Below are 26881 nucleotides of genomic sequence, written 5' to 3'. Positions count from 1 at the left end.
AGTGCAACCGCCGGATAACTCGAAGCCGAAACCCGAGGACAGTTAGTCATGAAGTTTACCGACCTCTTTATACGCCGGCCGGTTCTTGCCATCTGCATCAACCTGGTGATTCTGATCGCCGGACTGCAGGCGATCCGCTCTTTAAGTGTCCGCCAGTATCCGCGCAGTGATATTGCCGAAGTACAGGTTTCGACCGTGTACGTCGGAGCCAACGCCGACCTGGTTCGCGGATTCATCACTACTCCGCTCGAGCGCGTGATCGCCAGCGCCGACGGCATCGACTACATGGAGTCGTCGAGCGCGCAGGGTATCAGCACGATCACCGTTCACCTCAAGCTCAACTACGACACGAACGCTGCCCTTACGCAGATCCAGGCCAAGGTGGCGCAGGTGCGCAACGACCTGCCGCCCGAAGCTGAGGCGCCGGTCATCGATTTGCAGACCGCCGACACGCAGTTTGCGGCGATGTACATCGGCTTCTCATCGCGCGACCTCGACCAGAACCAGATCACCGACTACCTCACGCGCGTCGTGCAGCCTAAGCTGAGCGCCATCAGCGGCGTGCAGCGCGCCGATATTCTCGGCAAGCGCACGTTCGCCATGCGCGTGTGGCTCAAGCCCGACAAAATGGCGGCCCTCGGCATCACGCCGTCGGCCGTGCAGGATGCGCTGGCCAACAACAACTATCTCTCGGCCCTGGGGCGCACCAGGGGCTCCATGGTCTCCGTGAACCTGGTGGCCAACACCGATCTGAAGACGGCCGAGGACTTTCGTCAGCTCGTGGTGAAGGAAGGCAACGGCACCATCGTCCGGCTGGGCGAGATTGCCGACGTCGTGCTCGGCGCCGAAACCTACGACGAAGACGTGCGCTTCAACGGCGAGTCCGCCACCTTCATTGGCATCTGGGCGCTTCCCACGGCCAACTCACTCGAAGTGGTGAAGAAAGTTCGCGAGGCCATCCCCGGTATTCGAGAGCAGTTGCCCGCCGGCATGAAGGTCGGCATCCCCTACGACTCAACCGAGTACATCGATGACGCGATCCACGAGGTGCTGCACACGCTGAGCGAGACGCTGATCATCGTGATCGTCGTCATCTTCCTCTTCCTCGGCTCGTTCCGTTCCGTGCTGATCCCGGTGGTCGCGATTCCGATTTCGCTGATCGGCGCCGTTTTCCTGATGGCGGTCGCCGGATTCACCATCAACCTGCTCACGCTGCTGGCCATCGTGCTCTCGGTCGGCCTGGTGGTGGATGACGCCATCGTGATCGTGGAAAACGTGGAGCGGCACATTCACGCCGGCAAGTCCGCCTATCGCGCCGCCATCGACGCTGCCCGCGAACTGGTCGGCCCGATCATCGCCATGACGATCACGCTGGCGGCGGTCTACACGCCCGTCGGAATCCAGGGCGGCCTCACGGGCGCGCTCTTCCGCGAGTTTGCCTTCACGCTCGCCGGCGCCGTGGTCATCTCCGGCGTGGTCGCGCTTACCCTCTCGCCGATGATGGGGTCGCGCCTGCTGCGTGCCGGCCAAACCGAGCGTGGATTCGCCGGATGGGTGAACCGCCGTTTCGAAAACGTCCGCGGCGCCTACTCCAGCGTGCTCTCCGGTACGCTCCAGTATCGGCCCGTCGTGCTCACGCTGTGGCTGATCGTGGCCGCGCTCATCGTTCCCTTCTACCAGTTTTCGCAGCGCGAGCTGGCGCCGGCCGAGGACCAGGGCGTGGTGTTCGGCGTCGTCCAATCTTCGCCGAACGCGACCATCGACCAGACGAAGCTGTTCTCCTCGCAAATCTACGACGTTTACCACTCTTTTCCTGAGAGCGGCAGTGTGTTTCAGATCATTTCGCCCACGGGCGGCTTCGGCGGCATGGTCACAAAACCGTGGTCCGAGCGCACCAAGACGGCGCAGCAACTGCTCATCGAGTCCACCGGGCCGCTGTCGAAGATTGCCGGCGTTCGCGTGATTCCGCTCACGCCGCCCCCGCTTCCCGGCGCCGGAAATTTCCCCGTGGACTTCGTCGTTGCCTCCGCGGCCGAGCCTCAGCAGCTCGTCAAGTTTGCCGATCAGCTCGTCGCCAAGGCCTTCCAGAGCGGACTGTTCATCTACGCCGACTCTGACCTGAAGTTCGACCAGCCCCAGGCCGAGGTCGTCTTCGACCGCGACAAGCTGCGCTCGCAGGGCGTGAACCTGAGCCAGGCCGGCCGCGACCTTTCCACGCTGATGGGCGGCAACTACGTGAACCGCTTCAGCAGCCAGGGCCAGAGCTACAAGGTGATCCCGCAGCTCAAGCGCGTGGAACGGCTCACGCCTGAGCAACTCACCCAGATCTACGTCACCGGCGCCGGCAACAAACTGGTGCCGCTTTCCACTTTCGCCAGCCTGAAAACGACCACCGAGCCGCGCGATCTGAAGAAGTTCCAGCAGCTCAACGCCGTCCGCATCCAGGGTGTGGTCCCTCCGGGCGTTCCGCTCGACAAGGCGCTCAGCTTGCTGGAAGACGAGGCGAGAAAGATCCTCCCCGCCGGCTTCACCGTGGATTACGCCGGCGAATCGCGCCAGCTACGCACCGAAGGCAGCAAGTTCCTCGGCGTCTTCCTGCTCTCCGGCGTGCTCATCTACCTGGTTCTGGCGGCGCAATTCGAGAGCTTCCGCGATCCCTTTATCATCCTGGCGGGATCGGTGCCGCTCGCTCTTTCCGGCGCGCTCCTGTTCTCCTTCATGGGTCTGACCACGCTGAACATCTATAGCCAGGTCGGGTTGATTACGCTGGTGGGACTGGTGTCGAAGAACGGCATCCTGATCGTGGAGTTCGCCAACCACTTGCAGGAGCAGGGACTGGAAAAGGTGGAAGCCGTGATTCAGGCGGCCACGACCCGGCTCCGTCCGATCCTGATGACCACCGCCGCCACCGTTGTCGGACACTTCCCGCTCGTGCTCGCCAAGGGCCCCGGCGCCGGCGCGCGCAACAGCATCGGCATCATGCTGGTGAGCGGCATGATCATCGGCAGTCTGTTCACGCTGTTCGTCGTGCCGTCCATCTATGTGCTGGTGGCGCGGCGCCACGCGTCGCTGGAACGCGATGTCGCCGAAGAACTGGTCGAAGCGGCGGGATGATCAGCCTCCGCGGTTCGTTGGCGACCGCCCCGCTGCGATTGCCGGGCCGCCAACAGAACAGCAGCAACTTACATCGGGAGCGCCTTCTGCCCGGGTCCAGGCTTGCACACCCGGCCAACCAGCCCAGGCGTCCTGAAACTGGGACACCTGTCGCTGGCTTGACTCAGGTTGGCGCGCTTCTCTGCCCGCAAGGACTCGGTCGTCGGTGATGGAGCCATGACTTTTAATCCGCGGCCATTTCCTGGAGCTCGGAAGCGCGCGGCCGGCTGTGTCGCAGGCCCTGTTCGATCGCAGAGAGCTGACGCTCCAGTTCAGTGATCGCCGCCCGGCGCTTGACCAGGTCTTCGCGATAACGCTTCAGGAAGTAGTCGATTGTCTCGACTCGGATCTTGATCGAACCGGTAGGCTTGTTCTCGTCCAGGTCCTTGAACGCGAAGTACGGCGTCCCGGAGCTCTCGATGATCCCTTCAATCACACTGTAGATCGGCGCATCGTGTCCGCATTTGAAATTCGAGATCTCCAGCGCCACCAGGTTCGGATGCCGCGCCGTGAACTTCGCCGCCCAGATTTTGTGATTGGTGCTCGCCGAATAAGCGTTCTTCCAGACGTCGGTGATATCGAGCGGGTGTTTGATCGTCCCCGCCCGCACTTCATCCCCAAAGAGGCGGTCAAGCAAATCTTCATCGAGCGGCAGGGTCGATTGCGAGAAGACCGGGTAGCCTAGTTTCTGGAACTCGTCCATGATCTCGTGGTTGACGCCCGGATCGTGGTGGTAGACGCGCCCCAGCATCACGATCCCGATGCGGTCCTCGGCTTCGAGTTGATCCAGCACCTGGCGGGCGTGCCGGCGCAGGCCGGATTCATACTGCTCCAGGGCCCTGAATCCCTGCTCCACCGCCCGCTGGTTCTCTTCCTCGGAAAGGCCCAGGATCGGCTGCCAGCACTGGAACATCTGCTGCGCAAACAGCTTGCGGTCGGCAAGGTTGACGATCGGATCCAGATACCGGATGCCGTTTTCCGCGAAGATATCCTGCTCCTTCGTGAAGGCGGCCTTCACCGCGTTCGGCGTGGCCGTGACCGTCGGGCAGGCATTCGAGCCGGTCGTGCACTTCAGATAGGTTGCGAGCACGTCGACCATCGGGAAGAAGATCGCGTCCAGCGGCTTCTTCGCGTGCTTCACATAAATCAGGTTGTAAACGTGCGGGATGCCGATCTTCGACGGGAAGCATGGATCAATGGCGCCGCGGCCCGCGCCGGCCTTGTACATCTCGTGACTCGTGTAATCCGAGTACACGATGTTCTCGGGCGCCACGCCCAGGCTTTCCAGATATGCGCTGAACACCGGCGCGTAGACGTACATGTTCAGCACCTTCGGCATGCCAACGCGCAGGCTTGCCCGCTTCTTCATCAGCTCCAGGCGATCCCGCGATGCCCGTGTCCAGGCGCGGGCGGGAATCGGATCGGCGACTTTCTCCGGATTGCGTGATCTCCATACCTCGCGCGACGCGATCTCGACGAAGTTCGGGTTCTGCTGCTTGACCGCATCGAGCCCCGCCTTGATGCCGCGCATCGCGCCGACGTCCTCCACCTGCCCCTTCTCACAAGTGGAGATGATCAGCCGCTGCTCGCCGGGCTGGAGCGGCACTTTGGACTGAAAGGCAGGCGCTTTCCAGCTCTGCAAATCGCCCAGTTGCACGTCGATGAACGTCCGCAGGCAGTTGTTCTTGCAGAAGTAGCAGCGCGTGCTCTCGTTTCGCGTGGTGCGGTAACTGATCTTCTCGATCGCCTCCAGGCCGATGAAGCTGGTGCGGTGGCCGTCCTTCCACAGCCGCAGGGCCTCGACGGCAGCGCCGATCGCGCCCGATTCGCCGCAGTGCTGATGAACGATCACTTCCGGCTCGGCGTGAACGCCGTTGAAATGTGACTTGATGAAGTCGACCTGCGACTTCACGGCTGCAAGGTTCTTCTGTGTGCCACCCTGGAGGATGAAGCGCGAGCCGAGCTTCGCCAGGTTCGGAATACTGGCGACATACAGAAAGATGTTCTTCGGCAGCACGGCCGCCAATCCGGCCAATATCTCTTCCGGTTGCCATCCCTGGCGCTGGAAGTTGACGATATCGGACTGCATGAACACCGCGCAGCCGTAACCGAAGACCGGCATCGCCTTCGCCGAAAACGCAATGTCCGAATACTCCTCCACCTGCATGCCGAACCCTTCGGCGGTGGACTGCAGGAAATAGCCGTTGCCCGCCGAGCACTGCGTGTTCAGCTTGAAGTCCTTGACCCGGCCGTCTTTCAGGACGATGAGCTTGATGTCCTGCCCGCCGACGTCCACGATCACATGCGGATCGTCGTAGAAGCGCCTCGCTGACTCGGTGTGCGCCACCGTCTCTACGAGCGCTACATCAGCCTTGAGCACGTCCTTGAGAATGTCCTTCGCGTACCCGGTCGTGCCGACGCCGAGGATGTCGAGCGACGCGCCCTGGCTCTCCACCTGCTTGCGCAGAGCGGCGAACATCTCGATCGTGTCCTGGATCGGGTTGCCGTTCGAGAGCTGGTATGCCTTGCACAAAATCTCGCCGGACTCGGAGATGAGGACCGCCTTCGTCGAGGTCGACCCGCCGTCCACCCCGACAAAGCCCTGCACCACTGTTCCGGGCTCGAACTTTGCCGCCGCGAACGGCTTCACCCGATACGCTTCTTTGAACTGCGCCAGCTCCTCGGCCGATTCGCTCAGCCCCTTTGCCCCCGAAGCCTCCTTCTCCCGCTGCCGGCCGACCGTGATGTATTCCACCAGGCGCTCCGTCCCGCGATAACGGCCGACTTCTTCGTCCTCGCCCTTGCCGAACTCGATCGAGCCCAGCGCCGCGAAGTACTGCGCGTTGGCCGGGACCTTGATCAAGTCTTCGGGACGCGCGCCGGAGGGGAGCTCGACCTTGCGCTCCTGCCACATGCGCGGAATGTTCGCCTGCCAGGCCTCGCGCATGCCGCGAATGAACGTATTGGGCCCGCCGAGCAGCAGCACATGCGGACGCAGCGTGTGGCCGCGCGTCAGCACCGTCAGGTTCTGCATCACGATGGCTTCGAACAGCGACGCCATCAGCTCGTCCGGCGGGACCCCCTGCTTTTGCAGTCCGTTGACGTCGGTTTCGGCGAAAACACCGCACTTGCCCGCCACCGGATGCAGCTTGAACCCGGTGTAGCCCTGGTCACACAGCCGTTCGGCCGGAATCTTCAGCTTGGCATTGATCTTGTCGATCACGGCGCCGGTGCCGCCGGCGCACTTGTCGTTCATCGACGGAATCTTCTTCTTGCGCCCGGTTGACTGGTCTTCCTTGAAGACGATGATCTTCGCGTCCTGTCCCCCGAGTTCGATCACCGAATTGACTTCGGGGTGAAGCTTCTCGACCGCAAGCGAAACCGCCGTAACTTCCTGCACGAACTTTGCGCCGACCAGGCCCGCGAGTGTCGCGCCGCCGGAGCCCGTGATGAACACGCGGCAGTTGTTGGGCGCGATACCAACCTCCGATTCCAGCCGCTGCAGAAATTCAAGAAGCTTTTCCGGCTGCTTGGTCTCGTGGCGCTGGTAGTCCTGCCAGAGCACCTGGTCGCTCTTGGCATCCACGACCACGGCCTTCACCGTGGTGGAGCCCACGTCGACGCCGGCGAAGAATCTGATCGCGAAGGGCTCTTCTGCGGCGGCTTGCGCGGCCCTTTGCTCAATCAGGGCCGGCATCCGTCCGCGCATGTGGGTCGTGCGCAGCAAGTCATCGATGCGCACGTCGATTGGTTCCGATTTGCCGTTCGCGCTCTTCCCGTTCGACCCGCAACAACCCGGCATCGTGTTCCCTCTCCTCGCGGCCGGCCGTCAGCCGCCGCTCGAAGCTAGTCGTTCCAGTTCGTCACGCCCTGAAAACCGCGCGCTGCCTGCTTGAGCAGCCACTTGATGACGCGCGCGTCGTTGTAGCAGAAGCCGACAATGTGATTGAGCGTGGAGAAGCAGTGCTTCTGGCAGTCCTGCTTCATTGCATCCAGCTGCTTGACTTCGAACTTGTGGTCCTCGATCGCGCCCCAGTCGTAGTTTGCCGAATACATCGGGAAACATGGCGCCAACGTCCCGTCCGTACGGATGATGAGCGTGTTCTGGCCGGCGCGGCAGTTCCACTCCTGGAGCTTGCCCCGCATATGCAGACCCATCTCGGCAATTCGCGAGCACGAATTCGTCATCTTGTAGCCGGCTTTCTGCTTCTCGATCAGCCATTGCAGCAGCTCATCGACCTCCGGCCAGTCTTCCTCCCGGACAAAGGTTGGGTTCTCATTCAAGTGCTTGTAGTGCGGTTGCTCGGTCATGGGCGACTCGACGATGTGGTAATCGGTCGCGATGCCGTTGTCGTGCGCGATCTCGGTCAGCATGCGCACGTCATCCATGTTGTTCCGGCAGATGCAGATGTTGAGGAAGATGCTGTAGCCGTAGCGGTATTGCTTCTTCAGCAGGTATTCGAAGTACGGGCGAATGGGGGCCAGCGCCTTGGGCAGGCCCGGTTTCACATCCACCGCGTCCACCGCGAGATTGAAGACGTCCACCCCGGCGTCACCGAGCTTATCAATCACTTCGGGACGGAGAAGCCGGCCGTTCGTCGGCAGGTAAACCCAGAAGCCCTTCTTCGCCGCATAGTAGACGACCTTGTGCGCGAAGTCGGGTCGCAGGAGGGGCTCGCCGCCCATCAGCGCCAGTACCCGGCAGGTGGTGGAGTGCAGCCATTCGATCGAGCGCTTGGCTACATCTTCCGTCATGCCCTTGACGCTGTTCTCGAACGCCCAACAGTAGTGGCAGTCGAGGTTGCACTTCCACTCCGTGAACAGGTAGCTGATGATCGGGTGGAAGTCGCCCGGCAGCAGGCGGGATTTGAAATACGGAAACATCCACCCATTCATCGTGTGCAGGATCTGCTTCGGCTTCCACTTCCGCCGGCCGTTCGTGGGGAGATATTCGGCATCCTCGCCGGCCTGCAGCTCCGGACGCGACGGGAAGGGCGGGACCGGCAGTTGCTCGCGGCCGTTGCGCAGCGGCGCCGCCATGGGACGCGCCTGTGGCGGCCGCATCAGCAGCTCATGCAGTTGCACGTCAAGCCGAAACGGCGGCGGTGGGTCGTGTTTCAGGTTCGCGGATGCAGGCATTCCTCCTCCTCGCAAGCACCGCTGGATGCCGCTTTAAGCGGCCGCCGGCGATGCCAAAGCCTGCGGCAGGGGCCTGATCTTGGCCTTGCCGTCCATCAGGTCGGAGACGTGCAGCGCAAAGTTCGCCGCTACGCCGGTCGTGCCTTTGCGCTCCGGCACGGGATAGAACGGATGCTGAAGCTCGCGGTGGTTCGCGACGTAGTCGCGGATGTCCTCGAGCCGCTTCCCGGTCGAGGCCAGCGCCTGCTCGAATTCCAGCTTGGCTTTCACCTTGGCCTCCCCGAGCGCCATCTGGACCCGGCTGTGGGCGTTGATCTCGCCTTCGCCGGAGGTTTCGATCGGCAGGAAGATCATTTCTTTGAAGTGATTCGCCACCGCCGACTGCGCGCCGTCGGATTGCGTGGAAGGCATGCAGCCGAACGGTTTCAGGGCCAGCACCATGTGGCAGAGGCGATTGACCGTGTAATAGATGTTCTTGCCGACTTCCAGGTGCCCTTCGCCGCCGCGCGCCAGTTGGTGGTAGAACGGATGCGCGAGGTCGGCCATCTCCCGCTGCGGAACAAGATGATGGGTGATTCCGCCCAATTCCTTCGCCACGCGGTGATACTGCCGCTGGTAGATCTGCTCTCCCACTGAGAATCCGAGCCACTTCCCCCGATATGCCAGCTCATTCAGCGCACGCTTCTTCAGCTCGTACCACTTCGGGTTCTGGTATTTCGCCCGCAGCTTCTTCTCGCCGGCTGCACGGATCTTGGCTTGATACAGCATATAGAGCACCCAGGTAGCGATCGGCTCGACCATCACCTGTGCGCCTTCGCTTTCGAGAAATTCAAACATATGGAAGTTGCCGTCACCCTCGGTGATCTGCGCCCAGAATTCGCCGATGATCTTGACGATCGGCTTCACGCGCAGACGGTCCACCTCGACCTGGCCGATGCGCTCGCGAGCGGCGTGCAGCGCGTCAATGTAGGCCTTGCCGTACAGGTGGTCCCACACCTTGCCCAGCGAGTTCACTGTCTTTTCCCAGCCCGTGTTCTTGTGCGCCCGGATGCGTTTGGCCAGAAAGGGCGGCAGATCGCGGTGGTCCTCGAACACCACCCGGTCGCGCAGCGTCGAGCAAAGCCTGTCAACGGCTTCTCGGAACGCGCGGTCGGTCTCGCCCTTGTTCACTTCGTACGGGCGAACGCGGTAGATCATGTCGTTGATTACGTCGCCCAGGTTCAACGCGTTGAACATGCCCATGCCGAAGTCGACAGTGAACTTCAGTCCCGGCTCGCCGCTGGCGGCCTTGACGCCGTCGTTCTGCTGGAACAGCAGCACGCGGAACCCGTCGAACCCGGCGTTCTGCAGCGCCAGCCGGTATTCGGACTCGTACATGCCGAAGCGGCACGGCCCGCAGGAACCGGCCGTGAAGAACACATAGTTGTCCAAAATGTCCTCGCGCCGGACGCCGGACGACTCAAGACCCTGCAGGTACTGCACCAGGTTGCCGACCGTGAAGTACGTGGGATTGCACTGTCCGTTGTTCCCGTACTCTTTGCCAAGCTGGAACGCGGCCACGTTCGGAGTGGGCAGGATCTCGCAGCGGTAGCCGCAGCCTTGGAAAACGGCGCGCATCAGCTTCTCGTGCTTCCACGTCAGGCCGCCAATCAGGATGGTGACCTTGCCGCGTTCCTCGGCTGTAAACGCCCGCTCAACCGGCCGGCGGAAATGCTGGCGTTGTGCGCCCAGCCCCAGCTCGCGCGCCAGGCGCGCGCGCTCACCTTCGAGTCGCCGCCGGATTTCGATTTCGGGATCGGTCCCCTTTCCCAGATTCTCCAGTGGGATATCGATTCTGCTGACGGACATGGCTGCGTCTCCTGTGCTCAGGGCGAGCACGGCTGATTACACGGCTGATGAACGGCGTAAACGGGAACATCATGGAAATTTGCGCAAGTGAGGTCCATGAAGCAGCCGCACTTGCCGCTACGGCCGCCGACGGAGTGGACGAACGGAGAACGCACTCTACGGAGGGTTGGAAACTGTGAAAACCCCGCAAGTTGCCAGCGGAGAGAACGGAGCTGCGGGATGGGCAGTCTGCCGTGGAGGCGACGAACCAAGCGTTCATCTGTCCCGTTTTCACGAACATGCCAGGCGTACAAGGCACGGACAGACCCACCCTGCGTAAGCAGGGACCTCAGGCTACCCCAGGCTCGAGAGGTCTGGCAAGCGGGAAAGGCCCCTTTTCAACGGTCAACATGCGCCACTGCGGATTGCATCTGGAATAAAAGAATTGCCGGTGGGTAACATGCCTCCCTATGAACGACGGAAAAATCATGTTCGAGATCTATCGCGACGCGCTCGAAGGGACATATCGGGTCGTCTATTACACCGAACTCGACGATCACACGAAGGATTGGGAAATCAGCCGCGCCGCCGCCGGAGACTCCGTCTTCGATGGATTTCTGAGCTGGTCGTCGCGACTCGACGGCAAGAGGGCGATCGCGCAGATCGTCGACGCCTTCAACAGCGGCGCCCCTCTGGACGCCGCCGAACTTCGCAAGCGATTGGCCCCGTTCCTGACCTGAACTTGCCCTCTCCCCTCGCGCACTGAATCACCCCGTGGGCGCAATAGGGTTCCCCGGGCCTTCACTTCAGCGGCGATGAACCATCATCGCGAAGGGACTTGGCGTCCCCGACGGGATTTGAACCCGTGTTACCGCCGTGAAAGGGCGATGTCCTAGGCCGGGCTAGACGACGGGGACGCGATCGAAAGGCGGGACGCGCATGCGCTCCCAACAGCGCTGAGCGCTCACTTCATGGTAGCAGCGGCGGTGCGAAGGCGTCAAAGTTGAGGCGCTTTGCGGGCAAGGGAAGCAGCAGCCCGTTGCCGAAATCCTGAGCAATGCGAAAGGACCGGTTCCGCGCGCTGACTTTGTCACATCGGTCCCCGATCGTGCCTGTTTTCCTCATGCGCTCTCGTTGCGCTCCACCGCCGCACGCGACTCGTCCTGGCCGAGCGGGACGGCGGCGTAACGCTGCTTGAGCGAGAGAAATTGCTTCTGCCGCCAGATGCCCAGGCGGTGCAGCAGGTAGCGCTTCATCAGCCACAGAATGCCGCAGCCGTATCGCACGCTCACCAGAAAACCCGCCGACGAGGCCTCGGGAAAATAGCGCGTCGGCACGGGCACTTCTGCAATGCGGAACCCGGCTGCGACAACCTGCGCGATGATCTCCTGGTCGAAGATGAATTGGTCGGAATTCATCGCCAGGTTCACCGACTCGAGCACGCGGGCGTCGAACGCGCGATACCCGGTGTGGTACTCGGAGAGGCGCAGGCCGAAGGCCCAGTTCTCGAGCGTCGTGAGCGCGCGGTTCGAGAGATACTTCCACCACGGCATTCCCTGCGCCATCGGGCTGCTGCCCATGAGGCGCGAGCCCAGCACCATGTCGGCCTGGCCGCGCTCGATCGGCTCAATCACCGCCGGCAGAAGCCGCGGATCGTACTGGTAATCCGGATGCACCATCACCACGATCTCCGCGCCTGCCTTCAGCGCCTCGCGATAACAGGTCTTCTGGTTCGCGCCATACCCGTAGTTCCGGTTGTGAACGAAGATCTGTAGCCCGAGCTCCTGCGCGATCGCCAGCGTCTCGTCGGAGCTGCCGTCGTCCACCAAAATCACGTGGTCCACACGCTCGTGCGGCAGGCTGGTATACGTGAGCTTCAGCGTGCGCGCCGCGTTGTAGGCGGGCATCACCACCACCACCCGCGGGCGTGGTCGTAACGCTTCTGGTTCAGCGGAAGACATTCCTGCGGTTATAGCACAGTCGGCGCGGCTTCGCCCTGCACCGAGCACCGCTTGCTGGTATGCTGTCGCGACGTTGTTTGTGAATACCGCGCGGACGTCCGATGCGCCACGGGCAACGCGGCGGCTGCCCTCACATCCGATACGTTGACCATGGCCGACTCTCTTTACCTGAGTTTGTGGTTCCCAACCTTCTCCGAGAAGGAAATGCTTCCGCGCACGCTTTCCGTGCTGAAGCAATTCCCTTTCTCGGCTGCGCGGCCCGGCGTGAACTCGGTCGCCGTGTATCCCGTCTCATGGAGCGAGGCGTCGGTGTACGCGCAGAGCTTCGACTTTGGCGCCGACCCGGAGCGCGCGGTCAGCTTCGCGGCTGAGTTCTTACACGAAGACTACGCGTATGAATTCGAAGCGCGCTGGGACCTGTGGACGCCTAACGAAGACGACCCTCGGCGCTGGCAGCTGCGTCCCGAGCCGGTGCGCTTCGCCGCACACGGCCTCAGGTTTGACGACGGTATCTTCCAGCAGCACGGACACCTGCAGGTTGACCTCGGCCTCGATGCGCCGTTCCTTCAGGAAGAGCTGGACTTTACCGACGCGGAAGTGCGCGTGCGCGCCAACGTGCAAAAGCTGATCAACTTCACCAACGCGGTCGAGAAGAACTGCGGTATCAGCGGGCGCGTCCTCTGGTCCGAGTCGGACGAGAACCTGGCCCAGAAGCTCATCGCGCGGCTGCAAAAAGTGCACTGAACTCGCCTACATCGGGCTCTCGTCCGCCGACGGCCCATAAATCGACGGGAGCGGCACGTCATTGATGCGCAGGTAAACGCCGAGCTGCGCCCGGTGATGGATCATGTGGTTCATCACGAAGCTGCGCCACATCGCGACCCGCGGAATCGTGAAGAGCGTCTTCCCGCTTGCCTGCAACGTCCAGCTTGCCATCCAGCTTTGATCGGCAGTCGAGTTGACCAGGTCGCGGAGCGCTACGACGCCGCGGTCAAAAGCATCGAGAATCTCCTGGCGGCTGGTCAGTGCACGCCTCGGCGGCGGCGTCACGGGCTTGACGTCCACCCAGTCCTTCTGGATGGCGCCATTTGCCCACGTGGGAATTTCCGCCAGGTGCGCCGCCAGTTGCCCGATCGTCCTGGATTTGTCGTGAGGCTTCCAGCCGAACTTGTCTTCGGGCACGCGCTCCAGCGTTTTACGCGTGCTCTTCATCTCCTGTTCGAACTCAGGCAGCAGCGATTGGCTTACGGACATACGTGCTCTCCGTTGACCGTGCAGTGGACTTCCTGACAAAAAAGAGGACGCTGGAGGTCGCTAGGATTGGGCCCGCAACGTCCTCGACTTCCGGAATATGGCGAGCTACTTGGTGCGGCCGCCCTCCACGTTCAGCTTCGTGGTGGCCGCCGCCTGCGCTGCCGCCAGGCGCGCCGTGAGCACGCGGAACGGCGAGCACGAGACGTAGTTGAGCCCAACCTGGTAGCAGAACTCCACTGAACTCGGCTCGCCGCCGTGTTCGCCGCAGATGCCGACCTTCAGCTTGGGATTGGCCTGGCGTCCGAGTTCCACGCCCATGCGCACCAGCTTGCCCACGCCTTCGCGATCCAGCGCGGCGAACGGGTCCTGCTTCAGGATGCCGTGGCCCAGATACGCGGGCAGGAACTTGTTGATGTCGTCGCGCGAGAAGCCGAACGTGGTTTGCGTCAGGTCGTTCGTGCCGAAGCTGAAGAACTCGGCTTCACGCGCGATCTCGTCGGCCACTAGCGCCGCCCGCGGCAACTCGATCATGGTGCCCACCAGATAGTCCACGCGGCGTTCTTTTTCCGCGAAGACTTCCTCCGCAACGCGCTTCACGATCTCCTTCTGGTTGGCCATTTCTTTCAGCGTGCCCACCAGCGGGATCATGACTTCCGGAAAGACCTTCACGCCCTCCGAAGCGGCCTTTACCGCCGCTTCGAAGATGGCGCGCGCCTGCATCTCGGTGATCTCCGGATACGTGATGCCGAGCCGGCAACCACGGTGCCCTAGCATCGGGTTGAACTCGTGCAGCTCTTCCACTCGCCGCAGCAATGCTTGCAGTTCGCGCAATTTGGGCGAGCGCGGCTTGGTGACTTCCAGCTTCCCGATCTCCACCATCAGCTCTTCGCGGCGCGGCAGGAACTCGTGCAGCGGCGGATCGAGCGTGCGGATGGTTACCGGAAAGCCGTCCATCGCCCGGAACACGCCGATGAAGTCGGCGCGCTGCATGGGCAGCAGCTTCTTCAGCGCGGCGCGGCGGTCTTTTTCGTTCGACGCCAGGATCATCGCCCGCATGTGCGCGATGCGGTCCTCGGCGAAAAACATGTGCTCGGTGCGGCACAGCCCGATGCCCTCCGCGCCAAACGCGCGCGCCTGAATGGCGTCGCGCGGAATGTCCGCGTTCGCCCGCACGCCCATGGTGCGGAACGGCTCCGCCCACGACATGATCGTCTGCAGGTCGGCATCATCGGGCGATGCCTCGACCGTGTTCAGGCGGCCGTTGATCACGCGGCCCGTGGTGCCGTCGAGTGAAATCCAGTCGCCTTCGCGCAGCGTCTTGCCCTTGACGCGCATCTCGCGCTTCTTCTCGTCCACTTCAATGTCGCCCGCGCCCGCCACGCAGCACTTACCCATGCCGCGTGTCACCACGGCGGCGTGGCTCGTCATGCCGCCGCGCGAGGTGAGAATCCCGGCGGCGACTTCCATGCCGTGAATGTCTTCCGGCGTGGTTTCCGCGCGCACCAGAATCACCGGATTGCTGCGGTCCGGACCCACCTTCTTCACCGCATCGTCGGCCGTAAACACGATCTGGCCGACGGCCGCGCCTGGCGACGCCGGCAGTCCCGTCGCGAGCACTTCGATCTTCACGCTCTTCTCATCGAGCTTCGGGACCAGGAAGTCATAAAGCTGGTTGGGATCCACGCGGAAGATGGCTTCCTCTTTCGTGATCAGCCCCTCTTCCACCATGTCGATCGCCACCCGGACGGCAGCGCGGCCGGTGCGCTTTCCGTTGCGCGTTTGCAGCATGTACAGCCGGCCGTCCTGGATCGTGAACTCGAAGTCCTGCAGGTCCTTGTAGTGCTTCTCCAGCCGCGTGGTGATGTCGCGCAGCTGCTCGTAGACCTGCGGCATGATTCTGTTCAGCTCGGAGATGTGCACCGGCGTGCGGATGCCCGCCACCACGTCTTCGCCCTGCGCGTTCATCAGGAACTCGCCGTAGAACTCCTTCGCGCCGGTCGAAGGATTGCGCGTGAAGCCCACGCCGGTCCCGCTGGTCTCGCCCAGGTTCCCGAACACCATCGCCTGCACATTGACGGCAGTGCCCAGATCGTCAGAGATGTTGTTGATGCGCCGGTAGTGCTTCGCGCGCTCGTTGTTCCACGAGCGGAACACGGCATCGCGCGCCATCACCAGCTGCTCGTGAGGGTCCTGCGGGAAGTCGCGTTTGGCGTGCTTCTTCACGACCTTCTTGTACTCCTCAATCACTTCCTTCAGCGCCTTGGCGTCGAGGTCAGTGTCGAGCTTGGCCTTTTTCTGCTTCTTTTTGGCGTCGAAGACTTCATCGAAAGCGTGCTTCGGGATGTCGAGCACCACGTTGCCGAACATCTGAATCAAACGACGATAAGAATCGTAGGCAAAGCGCGGGTTGTTCGAGCGGCGCGCCAGCGCTTCCACCGAAACGTCGTTCAGCCCGAGGTTCAGGATCGTGTCCATCATGCCCGGCATGCTGAACTTGGCGCCCGAGCGCACGCTCACCAGCAGCGGGTTCTCGCCCGCGCCGAGCTTCTGCTTTTGCAGGTCTTCCAGCCGGCGCAGCGCCGCTTCCATCTGCTCGGTCACTGCCTCGCTCACGCCGCCGTTGGTGCGCATGTATTCGCGGCAGGCGTCGGTCTGGATGGTGAAGCCGGGAGGCACGGGCAGGCCGGCGTTGGTCATCTCCGCAAGCCCCGCGCCCTTGCCGCCGAGCGCGTCCTTCATCTTGCCGTTGCCCTCGGCCTTCCCGCCGCCGAAGAAGTAAACGTATTTGGTGGCATGCTCCGCGCGTCTCTCCGTGCGCGACTCAGTCTGCGGAATCGTTTGCGTGCTCATTCGTCTCGCTTTCAGCTCTTCCCTTCTGTAACGATCTCGGAAAAATCGGCAATGCGCGAAAACTCCCCGAGCAAAGCGCCCAGCAGCCTCAGCCGCCGCCTGCGGACTTCGCGGTCTTCAGCCATCACCATGACTTTGTCGAAGAACGCGTCCACCACGGGACGCAGCCGTGAAATCTCGGTCAGGGCCTGCTCGTACTTCTTGTTGCCGCGCAGCGGCTCAACCGTTTGCGACGTTTTCCTCATTGCGTCGAACAGGTCCTTTTCCGCGCCCTCCAGCGTGCCGCTGGAAAGCTCTCCTGCCGATGCGCCGGGCTCCTTCTCTTCGGCCTGGCGCAGGATGTTGCGAATGCGCTTGAACGCGACCGAGAGCGCGGCGAAATCCTCCGAACCGCGGACCCTCGTCACCGCTTCCGCCCGCGCGATCGCATCCACCACATCGTCGTTTCCGGCGGCGAGAACCGCCTTCACCACGTCGTAGGCGAAGCCGCGAACGTCGCGCAAGTAGAACTCCAACCGCTCCGTCATGAAGCGTTCCAGCGCCACGCCCAGCGCCCGGCAAGCGGCGGTCGCGCCCGTGGGACACTGCCACAGAACGCGGTGTGGGTCCTTGCCTGCGCTCTTCATCAACTCTTCGGGCCGCGCGAACTTTGCCTGCGCCGGCGATCCGTCATGCCCGTTGATGGCGGAGACGAACAGCTTCGTGAGGCTCAGCGGCAGCTTGTGTTCGGCGATGGTCTTCACAATGCCGTTGGCCGCGCGCCGCAGCGCAAACGGGTCCTTCGAACCGCTGGGCGCCAGGCCTAAGGCAAACATTCCCGCAATCGTGTCGGCCTTGTCGGCAAGGGCGAGCACGGCGCCTTCCACCGTCCGCGGCACGCGGTCGTCCATGGACTCGGGTTTGTATTGGTCGTAAACCGCGTCCGCGATGGCGAAGCGCGTCGCCTCGGGCACCATCTCGTCAATTGTCTGCGCGCGCGTGTAGAGCCCGCCCACGATGCCCTGCAGTTCAGTGAACTCCTTCACCATCTCGGTGGTCAGGTCGGCCTTGGCAAGCAGCGCCGCTTTGTGGATCACGCCCGGCCGGATGGCGACGCCGGCGTCCTTCAGGATTTCCGAGACCACGCTGGCCAGCTTCTGCACCCGGATCGTCTTATCGTAGTAGTTGCCCAGGTCCTTCTGGAACGTGACTGCCTTGAGCAGCGCCACGCGGTCCTTCATCGAAATCTTCTGGTCCTGCTGCCAGAAGAAGCGCGCGTCGTTGAAGCGCGCGCGCAGCACGCGCTCGTTGCCATGGCGGATCACGGCCGGGTCGCCCGTGGTGTTGAGCACCGCGAGGAAGTGCGGCGCCAGCTTTCCGCTCGCGTCTTCGACCGCGAAATACTTCTGGTGGTCGCGCATCACCGTGACCAGCACTTCCTCCGGCAGCGAAAGATACTCGCGGTCGAAGCTGCCCAGGACCACCGATGGCCACTCCGTCAGGTTCACCACGCTCCTCAGCAGCTCAGCGTCCTCACGCCAGCGGGCTCCGGGAATCGCGCGCGTGGCGGCGTCGAGCTGCTTGCGGATGTGCTCCTCGCGCGCCGCCGGGCTGGGCATGACCGATGCTTTGCTCAGCGCGTCGGCGTAATCCTTCGGCGATCCGATGCTCACCGCGCCCGACGACAGCACGCGGTGTCCCCGCGACTCGCGCCCCGCGCGCACGCCCGCGAACTCCAGCGGAATCACTTCCCCGTCAAGCAACGCAACCATCCAGCGCACCGGCCGCACGAAGCGTTCGGGCTTGCCCGCGCGCCAGTACATGCTCTTGGGCCAGTAGAGTGCCGCAATTTCTTTCGGCAGCAATTCGCCGAGCAGCGCGCCCGTCCCGCGGCCCTTGCGCCTGATGCGCGCTGAGAGATATTCGCCCTTCGGCGTGGTCACCTTCTCCAGCTTCTCGACCGGCAGGCCAACCTTCTTCGCAAACGCCTCGGCCGGCGGAGCGGGCTTGCCGTCCTTGAACGCCACTTTGGCCGCGGGACCGGTGACCTGCTCTTCCACGTCGGGCTGACCGGCAGGAACGCCGTGCGCATACACCGCAAGCCGTCGCGGCGTGGCGAAATACCCAACGTCTGACGAAGGCGACAGGCGCTCGGCGCCCAGCAGATCGGTGACCCGGCGCTGGAGTTCGGCCGCAGCAGCATCAATCATTCGCGCCGGGATCTCTTCAGTTCCGATTTCGAGCAGAAAGTCAGGCATTCTTATTCACAAGCAACAGGCGTCATGCTCTGGCAAGGAGCGCTTGGCACTTGGCGTTTAGTCCATCACCGTCCGCAGCTCCTTCGTGTCCTTCGTGTGCCCTTCGTGTCCTTCGTGTGGACCGCTTTTGTTTTTTTTCGCGGGCGCTTCCACAATCCTTCACTGCCAAGTGCCAACTCCCTAAGTGCGGTTAGTCCGCCACTGCCTCGGCGCCCGCCGGCGCCACTTCAGCGCTCTGCTGCTCCACCCACGCCTTCGCCACGCCCACTGCGAGCTGCCGCACACGCGCAATCACGCCCACGCGCTCGGTCACGCTGATCGCTCCGCGCGCGTCCAGAATGTTGAACAGGTGCGAGCACTTCAGGCAGAGATCGAATGCCGGCAGCACGGGGAAACGCTTCAATTCTTCCGGCGAGGCGTCCTTCCGCTTCGCACGCGCCGCGTACGACTGCAACAGCTGCCTGCACTCCGCCTCATACAGGTCGAAATGCTGCCACGCCTTCTCCACGTCCGCGGCCTCGAAGTTGTACACGCTGAACTGGACCTCGTCGGCGAGACGCACGTCGCCGTAGGTCGTCACGCGGCCGCTATCAGGGTCACGCGCAGGGTCTCCGGCAAGCCCGGTCTTGGCTTGCTGGGATGCTTCGCGCGCCCACACGATGTCGTACACCGACTCCACGTCCTGCAGAAACGCCGTCAGCCGTTCCAGCCCGTACGTCAGTTCCGCCGAGATCGGGTCCAGGTCCACGCCGCCGCACTGCTGGAAGTAAGTGAACTGCGTGATCTCCAGGCCGTCCAGCATCACCTGCCACCCGATGCCCCACGCGCCCAGCGTCGGCGACTCCCAGTTGTCTTCCTCGAACTTGATGTCGTGCTTGCCGAGGTCAATGCCGATCGCCGCCAGCGACTCCAGGAACAGCTCCTGCACGTTTTCCGGCGGCGGCTTCAGGATGACCTGGAGCTGCATGTGCTTGTACAGCCGGTTCGGGTTCTCGCCGTAGCGCCCGTCCGCCGGACGCCGCGAAGGCTGCACGTATGCCACCTTGTACGGCTGCGGCCCCAGCACGCGCAGAAACGTTTCCGGCGCCATCGTCCCCGCGCCCACCTCCGCGTCATACGGCTGCTGCAGCACACACCCGCGCTCCGCCCAGAACGACTGGAGCTTGAGGATGATGTCCTGATAGGTCGGTTTGTTCGAAACCGTCAGCATTCAGCAGTCAGCATTCAGCCCTTGCGCGTTCGTGCTCCACTCTCCACTGGCTGAATGCTGAGTGCCGAGTGCTGAGTGCTATTCGATTTTCTCCAGCATGCTGGCCGTGACCAGCTTCTTCTCGATGTGCCGCTCGATGAGCTGGACCAGGAACCTGCGCAGGTCGCGGGCGCGCTCGCGCGGCCACGCTTCACCGTTGTCGAACTTCTCCACTGGCGCGCGGAACATCTCCGCCGCCAGTATGCGCGACTCGCGCGCCATCTCCGACGAAGCCAGCCGCTTGTCGTTTGCGCACATCAGCCCGTCCGCCAGCGGATGGAAAAATGCCCGGCTTCCGTTGAGTGCCTCGCCGCACACCATGCACGCGCCCAGCTCGGGCAGCACGCCGGTGAGCCGCGCCATCCACAGTTCGAAGTACGTAAGCGGCATCCACACTGACCCGGCGCGCAGGCGCGGCAGCACCGAGACGAGCAGGCGAAAAACCACTTCGTTCGCCTCCCGGTCCGGCAGCAGCTCGTCCACCAGCTCGGCCAGGTGCGCCAAACCAACCGCGCGCGGATAATCCACCTCGGTCGAAAGCGGCGAGTCGAGCACGTCGCAGGAATCCACCCGCGCCAGCTCGTGTCCCTCGCGGTCTTCCCAGTAGAGCCGCACATACGTGAGCGGCTCCAGCGCTCCGCCGAAGCGCTTCTTCGACTTCTTCGCCGCCCGCGCCACTCCCTTCACCTTGCCCTCAGCGCGGGTGAAGAACGACACCAGCAGGTCGGCCTCGCGCAACGGATAGCTGCGCAACACCACCGCCTCAGACTGCTTCAGAGGCATCTGCCCACACTCGCGCGGGAGTTACGGAAACGCGGAACGGAACGCGGCTGACCACCGATTCTAATGCACTCGAGCGTGGATGGAAAGGCGGAGCGCGCTGCCAATAGAAAAACGGGGACCCTTGCGGGCTCCCGTCACACTTTCACGCGTGGCCTTACAGCGAACTCATGTTCGACAGGAACTCGGCGTTCGCGCGCGTCTTGCTGAGCTTGTCGATCAGCAATTCCATCGCTTCCACCGGCGACAGCGGGTTCAGCACTTTGCGCAGCACCCAGATGCGCGCCAGATCGTCCTTGGGAATGATCAGCTCTTCCTTGCGCGTCCCCGAGCGCTGAATGTCGATCGCCGGGAAGACGCGCTTGTCGCTCAGCTTGCGGTCGAGGATGACTTCGCAGTTGCCCGTGCCCTTGAACTCTTCAAAGATCACGTCGTCCATGCGCGACCCGGTTTCGATCAGCGCCGTCGCGATGATCGTCAGCGAGCCGCCCTCTTCGATGTTGCGCGCCGCGCCGAAGAATCGCTTCGGGCGCTGCAGCGCGTTCGAGTCCACGCCGCCGGAGAGCACTTTGCCCGAGGGCGGAACGATGGTGTTGTACGCCCGCGCCAGTCGCGTGATCGAGTCCAGCAGGATCACCACGTCGCGCTTGTGCTCGACCAGGCGCTTCGCTTTTTCAATCACCATTTCCGCCACCTGCACGTGCCGCGCCGCCGGCTCGTCGAAGGTCGAGCTGATCACTTCGCCCTTCACCGAGCGCTGCATGTCGGTCACTTCTTCGGGGCGCTCGTCAATCAGCAGCACGATGAGCACCACTTCCGGATGGTTCGTGGTGATCGAGTTCGCGATGTTCTGCAGGATCATCGTCTTGCCGGCGCGGGGCGGCGAAACGATCAGGCCGCGCTGCCCTTTGCCCAGCGGCGTGAGCAGGTCCATCACGCGCGCCCCGATGTTGTCCTTCACCGTCTCCAGCTTGATCCGCTCCTGCGGATACAGCGGCGTCAGGTTGTCGAACAGGATCTTGTTGCGCGCCTCTTCCGGCGACTCGAAGTTCACCGCTTCGATTTTGACGAGCGCGAAGTACTTCTCGCCCTCGTGCGGCGGACGCACCTGGCCGCTGATCGTGTCGCCCGTCTTCAGGTCGAACTTGCGGATCTGCGACGGCGAAACGTAAATGTCGTCCGGCCCGGGCAAGTAGTTGTAGTCGGGCGACCGCAAAAACCCGTACCCGTCCGGCAAAATTTCCAGCACGCCTTCCGCGAAAATGTGCCCTTCCTTCTCGCTCTGCGCCTGAAGGATTTTGAAGATGAGGTCCTGCTTGCGCAGGCCGCTGGCGCCCGGAAGGTCCAGCGAACGGGCGATGCGGGTCAATTCGGTTATGTTCTTTTCTTTCAGTTCTGAGATGGTCATGTTCACCTACGGGAGAATTCGAAACAGGGGGGCTACTCAGCAGCGAGCCAGAAGATTTGGGCCGAAAACCTGGAGCGTTCCTCGCTCCGCTGCCTCAGGGCTGGAAAAATGAAAGTGTAAGGCGGAGCAAGTCGCTGGAACGAAGTCCTATTATGCCGCTCGGCGGCGGGGTTCTGCAAGCACAGCCTGCGACCGCTCGGCCATCACGCCGAGGCGCTCGGTGCTCGACACCCGCTCGAGCACCTCGTTGGTCGTCTCCTGAATGCGCGTGTTCGGACGGTGGAACTTGCGCGTCGCCTTCGACGCCACCTGGCACAGCATGTACCGGTTCTGCACCGTCTTCACGGCGCCAAATACGAGATCAGAACGCATAGGTTTCTCCTGTCACCTTTCAGCCGGCGCTCTGCCCGTTGCCACCGATCTGCTCTGGGGGAGCCTGAGCCGTTTGCCCTGTCTGGGAAAATTACACTTCTACTGCAAATAGATGCCGACCCCACGGTGTGAGTTGCACCCTTATTCTTACGCGACGAATCAGCGCCTGGATGGAGGATGCTGCGGAGGAAGTCCCGAACTACCCCTTACGAGCCGCTCCAACTTGCCACAGGCCATTAACTTAAGGCACCTGAGGCCACAGGTCAACCCTTTTTGTAAGTACCTTACCAATTTGTTTTCAGCAGCTTAGGATGGACATTGGCAGTTGCCGCTCGCACCGCTGCCATTCAAAGTTGTAGCGACGGGCGCCCTCGCCCGTCGGCACGTGATCTCCGAACCCCGGGTGCCCTCGGACCGTGTGGACGCGGGCGGCCCCGTCCGCGTGCCTCGCGCCGGCACGACTGTGCCTGCCCCACCCTTCCACCATCATTTCGCGGAGGTGGGAGCCCCACGCACTTTTCAGGACACTTGCTTCGCCCGCGCTTGCTCCCGCTCTACCGGTCGGTGCCGCCTCAACCGGTCCCGGTCGCGCAGCGACGTCATTTGCCAAAGCCCGGCGCCGCCCATCACGAACCACATCCCCAGCAGCGGCATCTGGTAGCGGAAGCCGGCCGGGCCAATCAGCGCCCCCACCACGGTAGGCAGCGCCACCGCCAGGAAGAGCCCCGGCATCAGCGCCTCGCGCCATGCCGGCCCGCGTCGCATACCAAAGTAGCCGGCCATGGCCAGCGCATAAAGCGCCAGCGAACTGCCCAGCGCCACCAGGTTTTTCAGCGAGACAAGCGAAAACTGCGGCCCCACGCCCGTCAGTGTGACCGCCAGCTTCACGACTCCCCACCGCAGCGTGCGCACCGGATGTGACCGGATCTGCTCCACCCCAAGCTGCCGGAAGTAGCGGTCCATCTCAAGTTCGTTCCCGAGGGTGGCGGCGTGGGTGAACTCGGCCTGCATGTAGGTCTCGTTCAGGACCTCAACCTGCCCCCGCGTGAGCAGCGCCTCCATGGCGTGGTCGTAGTTCGATTCGTACAGCGTGATCCCGTCGTGGCTGGTGCCCGTGAAGAAGGAACCCGTCAGCGAGCGGTTGCGCTCGCCCCACGCGAACACTGCGATGGCCACGCCGAGCAGCATCGCCATTCCCTCGCGCCGCAGCCGCACACGCTTGGCCAGGATGAGCGTGACGGCCGTCGCCGCCATCGTGACCTGGCTTTCGGCGCGAACCAGTGCGGCGTAACCGCACAGCAGGGCCAGCGTTGCCGCACGCCACCACGGCCGCGATTCACTGCGCTCCATGATCGCACTCACGATCATGGCCAGCGCCGCCCACTCCAGCGCTGCGCCCAGCATGGCGTCGTCCCACACCGGGCCGTGGACCACCATGAACGGATAGCAGGCCGCCAGAAATCCTGCCGCCGCTCCTGCGCGAGTGCCGCCGGCCAGGGTCGCAACCCGGAACACCGCCAGCACGAACAGCAGCGTGATCGGCAGCTGCTGATAGCGGTGGAATGGCTCGGGAAGGGTCTCAAAGACCGCCAACTGATAGACGGCCGCGCCGGGAAGATGGAACATCCGCAGCGGCTCAACCCGCGATGCAACGTGGCTCCATCCCACCAGCCGCTGCCAGGAAAAGAGCCCGTACTCGCCCCTCCGCAGCCACGTTCGCGCCAGCAGCGTGGTGCCGTTGGGCGACTCGAAACTGTGGACAACCCAGGTTGCCGACACCGCCTGCAACACAAGCGTGAGCAGGGCCAGGACGATCGCGGCGCGCACTGTAGAGCCATGCTCCTCGCGCCGAACGTCTCGAGTAGCAGTTGCCGGCATGCGGCGGAGTATAGCAGCAGATTTTTCTGTGCTCCGGCGCGGTTTCAAAGCAACTCGTTATCGCGGAGTGAACAAGCGCTGAATGACGGCTGGTGACACAACTTCACGCATGTCCCCAGCACCAGTGCGCCCCTTCAACTCGCCCGATGGAAACGAGATGTGCTCGATACCGCGTGGCGTAAGCCGGTAGACGTACGTCGCATTCATCTTGCCGATGCCGGCCGCCTTCGGGCCGTAGCTGGAAGCGTCCGCCTCAACGACGAATGCCAGCGCGCTCGCCCGGTCGTTCATCACGATCTCCCGCAGATCGCCATCGAACAGCTCAGCGTCACAATGATGATTGCGCTCGCGGCACCATTCCTGGTCGAGCATGGGACGGATGCGCTCGGCAAATGCGTGCCGATAAGGGTCGCCGGCAACCGGATAGATTTTCGTCACCTGGTCCCGCCTCGGATCGTAGACCGACAGCTCCAGCGGATGCGTCGGCGCAAAGTGCGCCTGGCTGTGGCGGAGCACAACCTCGCCCGAATCGAATCCGGCAACACTCCACCCGTACAGCGTCTTATGCAGCCGCAGTTGGTCATCGAGCACCAGCAAGCATCCGGCCGACGGATTGATGTGCACGCTCACGTACCAGAACGCGCCGTAGTGGTCGAGCGCCATCGCCGGCCGCAGGCACCAGTCCCGCGCCGAATGCCCGAAGAGCCGCGCCTCGCGCAGTTGCGTGCTCCGCCACTCCCGCTTCACTCGGTCGTAACGCTCAAAGCGCAGCGGCGACTTCAGCAGGTTCGAGCCGGAGTCGTAGTAAGCGATGGCGAAGTTGCTGTCTGAATCGAACGTCGCGTAGTTCACCACGGTCCGGGAAAGATCATCGGCCGAGCGCGTGTTCGTGGGAACATTGTGCTGGTCAAGAATCTCGCGCAGCGTTTCGGCTTTCAGCGCCGTGCTCAGGATGACCGCTGTCGCGCCGGCCAGCAAAAGGCGTTTCACGCGAAAATCACAAAGGCCACACGAAGGGTTCATTGCCAGTCCGTGCCCATCATGAAACGTCTGATTGCCGATAACCACACTCCAGCTTGATTCCGCCAGACACGACAGGAACGGGTACCTGCGTTTCCACGTAGCAGCCTCGCCGCCTAGGTTCCTCAGCGAGGCAGGCCCCGTAGGCACTCTCCAGCAAGCCCGGGCCGAGAAACGTGTGCACGGCCATCGCCGCGTCAATCACGACGCCCAATACGTCCTGTCCAGCGTCCGATACTGGATCGCCTCCGCGATGTGCTTCGGCGCGATGTCGGCCGTGCCCTCCAGGTCGGCTACCGTGCGCGCGACCTTCAGGATGCGGTCGTGCGCGCGCGCGCTCAGCCCCTGCTGCGCCATCGCCCGCTCCAGCAGGCGCTCGCTCTCGGTGCTCAGGTCGCAGAAGGTGCGGATCTGCCGCGGGCCCATCTGCGCGTTGCAGTAGATCCGCTCCTTCGCCGCCGCGAAGCGGTTGAGCTGCACTTCCCGCGCCCGCTCCACGCGCGCGGCAATCTGCTCCGAGCCCTCCGGCGCCGCCCCGCCGCGCAGCTCTTTGTAGTTCACCGCCGGCACGTCAATGTGAATGTCGATGCGGTCCAGCAGCGGCCCGGAAATCTTCGACACATAGCGCTGGATGATCGGCTGCGTGCAGTGGCACTCCCTCGAACGGTCGTTGAAGTATCCGCACGGACACGGATTCATCGCCGCCGCCAGCATGAAGCGCGCCGGAAACGTCAGCGACATCGCCGCCCGCGCGATCGACACCGACCCATCCTCCAGCGGCTGCCGCATCACCTCGAGCACGTTGCGCGGAAACTCCGGCAGCTCGTCCAGAAACAGCACGCCGTTGTGCGCCAGCGAAACTTCTCCCGGACGCGGCACCATCCCGCCGCCAATCAGTCCCGCGTCGCTGATGGTGTGGTGCGGCGCGCGAAACGGACGCGCTCCAACCAGCCCCGCGCCCGCTTCCAGCACGCCCGCCACGCTGTGGATCTTGGTCGTCTCCAGCGCTTCTTCGAAAGTCAGCGGCGGCAGGATCGTCGGCACGCGCTTGGCCAGCATCGTCTTGCCCGATCCCGGCGGCCCGATCATCAGAATGTTGTGCCCGCCGGCGCACGCCACCTCCAGCGCCCGCTTCGCCGTCTGCTGTCCGCGCACGTCGCGGAAGTCCACGCCGCCCTGCCGCGCCCGCGCCAGCTCCGCCTGCATGTCCACACGCACCGGCGCGATGCCGTTCCCCTGGTTGAGAAACTTCACCACGTCGATCAGCGAGCGCACCGGAAACACATCGACGCCGGTCACCATCGCCGCCTCGCGCGCGTTCGCCTCCGGCACGATCAGCTGCTTGATTTTCTTGGAGCGCGCCTCAATCGCGATCGGCAGCGCGCCCCGCACGCCGCGCAGCCCGCCGTCGAGCGACAGCTCGCCTACGAAAACAAAATCGCTCAGGTCCTTGCGCGTGATCGCCCCGTACGCTCCCAGGATGCCCATCGCCATCGGCAGGTCGAACCCCGAACCCTCTTTGCGGATGTCCGCCGGCGCCAGGTTGATCGTGATGTGGGTTGGCGGAATATCGTAGCCGCAGTTCTTCAGCGCCGCCCGGATGCGCTCCCGGCTCTCGCGCACCGCCGCGTCCGGCAGCCCAACCGTCATGAAGTGGTCTTCCGCCTCCTTGATGCCGGAGACGTCAACCTCAACCTCGATGATGCTGGCATCAATCCCGTAAACCGCCGCGCTGAGTGTTTTGTAGAGCATT

17 protein-coding genes and 1 tRNA gene are annotated in these 26881 nt (G+C 63.3%); 3 read left to right on the top strand and 15 right to left on the bottom strand.

Annotation, left to right across the window (positions count from 1 at the left end):
- Window positions 1-48: 48 nt before the first annotated feature.
- The gene (locus VFA60_05715; protein HZQ91271.1) at window positions 49-3114 is read left to right on the top strand and encodes an efflux RND transporter permease subunit; all 3066 of its coding nucleotides are present in this window, start codon (window positions 49-51) and stop codon (window positions 3112-3114) included.
- Between the two features lie 223 nt (window positions 3115-3337).
- Here VFA60_05715 and VFA60_05710 read toward each other — a convergent pair whose 3' ends face one another.
- From VFA60_05710 to VFA60_05700, 3 genes are read right to left on the bottom strand one after another with little or no spacing between them, the layout of a single operon-like run.
- Window positions 3338-6955 (bottom strand): BadF/BadG/BcrA/BcrD ATPase family protein, encoded by a 3618-nt coding sequence (locus VFA60_05710; GenBank protein HZQ91270.1) that lies wholly within the window; start codon window positions 6953-6955, stop codon window positions 3338-3340.
- Window positions 6956-6999: 44 nt separating this feature from the next.
- On the bottom strand, window positions 7000-8292 hold the full coding sequence (locus VFA60_05705) for a radical SAM protein (protein HZQ91269.1): 1293 nt from the start codon (window positions 8290-8292) through the stop codon (window positions 7000-7002).
- Between the two features lie 33 nt (window positions 8293-8325).
- The gene (locus VFA60_05700; GenBank protein ID HZQ91268.1) at window positions 8326-10140 is read right to left on the bottom strand and encodes a hypothetical protein; all 1815 of its coding nucleotides are present in this window, start codon (window positions 10138-10140) and stop codon (window positions 8326-8328) included.
- Between the two features lie 449 nt (window positions 10141-10589).
- Between VFA60_05700 and VFA60_05695 the strand changes: the two genes are divergently transcribed.
- Complete coding sequence (locus VFA60_05695; protein ID HZQ91267.1) at window positions 10590-10859, top strand: hypothetical protein; 270 nt, start codon at window positions 10590-10592, stop codon at window positions 10857-10859.
- Between the two features lie 99 nt (window positions 10860-10958).
- Here VFA60_05695 and VFA60_05690 read toward each other — a convergent pair.
- Both VFA60_05690 and VFA60_05685 read right to left on the bottom strand, forming a co-directional pair.
- Window positions 10959-11036, bottom strand: a tRNA-Glu gene (locus tag VFA60_05690).
- Between the two features lie 204 nt (window positions 11037-11240).
- Window positions 11241-12080 carry a glycosyltransferase family 2 protein gene (locus tag VFA60_05685; GenBank protein HZQ91266.1) on the bottom strand — a complete coding sequence of 280 codons (840 nt, stop codon included), beginning with the start codon at window positions 12078-12080 and terminating at the stop codon, window positions 11241-11243.
- Window positions 12081-12230: 150 nt separating this feature from the next.
- On the opposite strand from VFA60_05685, the gene VFA60_05680 reads away from it, so the two are divergent.
- Window positions 12231-12824: a hypothetical protein gene (locus VFA60_05680; GenBank protein HZQ91265.1), complete on the top strand. Its 594-nt coding sequence runs from the start codon at window positions 12231-12233 to the stop codon at window positions 12822-12824.
- Between the two features lie 6 nt (window positions 12825-12830).
- Here the strand turns inward: VFA60_05680 and VFA60_05675 are convergent, their stop codons facing one another.
- From VFA60_05675 to VFA60_05630, 10 genes are all read right to left on the bottom strand, one after another.
- Window positions 12831-13334: a DinB family protein gene (locus VFA60_05675; GenBank protein HZQ91264.1), complete on the bottom strand. Its 504-nt coding sequence runs from the start codon at window positions 13332-13334 to the stop codon at window positions 12831-12833.
- A gap of 105 nt (window positions 13335-13439) precedes the next feature.
- Window positions 13440-16184: a pyruvate, phosphate dikinase gene (gene ppdK / locus VFA60_05670; protein HZQ91263.1), complete on the bottom strand. Its 2745-nt coding sequence runs from the start codon at window positions 16182-16184 to the stop codon at window positions 13440-13442.
- Between the two features lie 11 nt (window positions 16185-16195).
- Window positions 16196-18421 carry a glycine--tRNA ligase subunit beta gene (gene glyS / locus VFA60_05665; protein HZQ91262.1) on the bottom strand — a complete coding sequence of 742 codons (2226 nt, stop codon included), beginning with the start codon at window positions 18419-18421 and terminating at the stop codon, window positions 16196-16198.
- Between the two features lie 190 nt (window positions 18422-18611).
- Window positions 18612-19631 (bottom strand): glycine--tRNA ligase subunit alpha, encoded by a 1020-nt coding sequence (locus tag VFA60_05660; protein ID HZQ91261.1) that lies wholly within the window; start codon window positions 19629-19631, stop codon window positions 18612-18614.
- Window positions 19632-19709: 78 nt separating this feature from the next.
- Window positions 19710-20453 carry a DNA repair protein RecO gene (gene recO / locus VFA60_05655; GenBank protein ID HZQ91260.1) on the bottom strand — a complete coding sequence of 248 codons (744 nt, stop codon included), beginning with the start codon at window positions 20451-20453 and terminating at the stop codon, window positions 19710-19712.
- Window positions 20454-20607: 154 nt separating this feature from the next.
- A complete protein-coding gene (gene rho / locus VFA60_05650; protein ID HZQ91259.1) occupies window positions 20608-21858 on the bottom strand; it encodes a transcription termination factor Rho in 1251 nt (416 codons plus the stop codon).
- A 150-nt stretch (window positions 21859-22008) separates the two neighbouring features.
- Window positions 22009-22230 (bottom strand): DNA-directed RNA polymerase subunit omega, encoded by a 222-nt coding sequence (locus VFA60_05645; GenBank protein ID HZQ91258.1) that lies wholly within the window; start codon window positions 22228-22230, stop codon window positions 22009-22011.
- Between the two features lie 519 nt (window positions 22231-22749).
- The gene (locus VFA60_05640) at window positions 22750-24057 is read right to left on the bottom strand and encodes a hypothetical protein (protein ID HZQ91257.1); all 1308 of its coding nucleotides are present in this window, start codon (window positions 24055-24057) and stop codon (window positions 22750-22752) included.
- A 108-nt stretch (window positions 24058-24165) separates the two neighbouring features.
- Window positions 24166-25098 (bottom strand): hypothetical protein, encoded by a 933-nt coding sequence (locus VFA60_05635; protein HZQ91256.1) that lies wholly within the window; start codon window positions 25096-25098, stop codon window positions 24166-24168.
- Window positions 25099-25329: 231 nt separating this feature from the next.
- On the bottom strand, window positions 25330-26880 hold the full coding sequence (locus VFA60_05630) for a YifB family Mg chelatase-like AAA ATPase (GenBank protein HZQ91255.1): 1551 nt from the start codon (window positions 26878-26880) through the stop codon (window positions 25330-25332).
- Window position 26881: the final 1 nt, after the last annotated feature.

This window comes from Terriglobales bacterium (genome assembly GCA_035651995.1).
Classification (GTDB): domain Bacteria; phylum Acidobacteriota; class Terriglobia; order Terriglobales; family Acidobacteriaceae; genus DASRER01.
The sequence above is the reverse complement of the archived record's forward strand: the minus strand, read 5'-3'. Positions and strand labels throughout refer to the sequence as shown.

Excerpts from the sequence above, each read along its gene's own strand:
- VFA60_05715 (HZQ91271.1), top strand. The coding sequence starts at position 49 with ATGAAGTTTACCGACCTCTTTATACGCCGGCCGGTTCTTGCCATCTGC.
- VFA60_05710 (HZQ91270.1), bottom strand. The coding sequence starts at position 6,955 with ATGCCGGGTTGTTGCGGGTCGAACGGGAAGAGCGCGAACGGCAAATCG.
- VFA60_05705 (HZQ91269.1), bottom strand. The coding sequence starts at position 8,292 with ATGCCTGCATCCGCGAACCTGAAACACGACCCACCGCCGCCGTTTCGG.
- VFA60_05700 (HZQ91268.1), bottom strand. The coding sequence starts at position 10,140 with ATGTCCGTCAGCAGAATCGATATCCCACTGGAGAATCTGGGAAAGGGG.
- VFA60_05695 (HZQ91267.1), top strand. The coding sequence starts at position 10,590 with ATGAACGACGGAAAAATCATGTTCGAGATCTATCGCGACGCGCTCGAA.
- VFA60_05685 (HZQ91266.1), bottom strand. The coding sequence starts at position 12,080 with ATGTCTTCCGCTGAACCAGAAGCGTTACGACCACGCCCGCGGGTGGTG.
- VFA60_05680 (HZQ91265.1), top strand. The coding sequence starts at position 12,231 with ATGGCCGACTCTCTTTACCTGAGTTTGTGGTTCCCAACCTTCTCCGAG.
- VFA60_05675 (HZQ91264.1), bottom strand. The coding sequence starts at position 13,334 with ATGTCCGTAAGCCAATCGCTGCTGCCTGAGTTCGAACAGGAGATGAAG.
- ppdK (HZQ91263.1), bottom strand. The coding sequence starts at position 16,184 with ATGAGCACGCAAACGATTCCGCAGACTGAGTCGCGCACGGAGAGACGC.
- glyS (HZQ91262.1), bottom strand. The coding sequence starts at position 18,421 with ATGCCTGACTTTCTGCTCGAAATCGGAACTGAAGAGATCCCGGCGCGA.
- VFA60_05660 (HZQ91261.1), bottom strand. The coding sequence starts at position 19,631 with ATGCTGACGGTTTCGAACAAACCGACCTATCAGGACATCATCCTCAAG.
- recO (HZQ91260.1), bottom strand. The coding sequence starts at position 20,453 with ATGCCTCTGAAGCAGTCTGAGGCGGTGGTGTTGCGCAGCTATCCGTTG.
- rho (HZQ91259.1), bottom strand. The coding sequence starts at position 21,858 with ATGACCATCTCAGAACTGAAAGAAAAGAACATAACCGAATTGACCCGC.
- VFA60_05645 (HZQ91258.1), bottom strand. The coding sequence starts at position 22,230 with ATGCGTTCTGATCTCGTATTTGGCGCCGTGAAGACGGTGCAGAACCGG.
- VFA60_05630 (HZQ91255.1), bottom strand. The coding sequence starts at position 26,880 with ATGCTCTACAAAACACTCAGCGCGGCGGTTTACGGGATTGATGCCAGC.